Origin of the sequence: Bradyrhizobium cenepequi (genome assembly GCF_020329485.1) — a bacterium.
GTDB classification, from domain to species: domain Bacteria; phylum Pseudomonadota; class Alphaproteobacteria; order Rhizobiales; family Xanthobacteraceae; genus Bradyrhizobium; species Bradyrhizobium cenepequi.
In genome coordinates this window covers 1-1189 of sequence record NZ_JAGKJI010000151.1, presented here as the reverse complement: position 1 = coordinate 1189, position 1189 = coordinate 1, and the positions used below count along the sequence as shown (strand labels likewise).

The following is a 1189-nucleotide window of genomic DNA, read 5'->3' as shown; positions in this document are numbered from 1 at the left end:
TCCGATCCTGCCTCGGGCGCGCACACCACATAGCCGACAAGACGCGTCTCGCCCGCGCGATCCTCTTGCGCCACCACCACGGCCTCGCGCAGTAACGCGTGCTCAGAGAGCCGCGCCGCGATCTCGCCCGGCTCGATCCGGAAGCCGCGGATCTTCACCTGGTCGTCGTTGCGGCCCAAGAACGCCAGATTGCCGTCCGGCAGATAGCGCGCAAGGTCGCCGGTCTTGTACAGCCGATCGCCTGCCACAAAGGGATTGGCGATGAACCGCTCCGCCGTCAGCTCCGGCTGGTTCAGATACCCCCGCGCGACCCCCGCCCCGCCGATGTAGAGCTCCCCGACCGCGCCAAACGGAACGGGCGCACCATGACCGTCGAGCAGATAAACCACCGAATTTCGAATTGGTCGGCCCAGCGGCACTCGTTGCTGGTCATCGAAGCCAGCAAGCACCGGATAGCAGAGACTGAAGGTGGTGTTCTCTGTCGGGCCGTAGCCATTTGAGATCCGCAGCGTCGGATGTCGCTTCTGGCATGCTCTGATGGAAGTGACGGAGACCTCTTCGCCCCCGACCAGCAGTTGCTGCAGCCGATCAGTGCTGCGCCCCTCTCCGGCATAGGCATCGAACAACCGGGCAGTCATCCAGGCGATGGTGATGCCTTGGTTTTGGATGATCTGGGCCAGCGTTGCCGTCGAGAGATAGCGTTCAGGATAGAGCACAACACTCGCACCGTTTGCTAAGGCTCCCCAGAGCTCGAACGTGGTCGCGTCGAATGTCGGCGAGGACACGTTGAGAAAGACGTCCTGCGGCGAGATCTCGACGAAATCGTTCCCCGCCACCAGACGCACCACTCCCCGATGCTCGACCATGACGCCCTTGGGCGTGCCTGTTGATCCTGAGGTGTAGATCACATAGGCGAGATGGCGCGAGGTCAGGCCGAGGGCGCGCGGGTCCGGGTTCGAGGCCGGCAGCTCCGCCCAGGCCGGGGTCGGTGTCTCCAGATCGACCACCGTCAGATCGCGGAGCGCATCGGCGCCCAGCGCCGATCGTCCCGCCGCATCGGCCAGCAGCAGTCGTGGCGCCGCATCGTTGAGCACCTGCTTGAGCCGCGCCGACGGATAGGCCGGGTCCAGCGGCAGATACGCCCCGCCCGCCTTCAGGATCGCCAAAAGCCCCACCACCATCGCCACGC

At 65.2% G+C, this 1189-nt stretch carries 1 protein-coding gene; it reads right to left on the bottom strand.

Translation table 11 applies throughout. From position 1 onward, the window contains the following. The coding region (locus J6497_RS40605; protein WP_225709739.1) for an amino acid adenylation domain-containing protein at window positions 1–1189 on the bottom strand (1189 nt) is incomplete at both ends.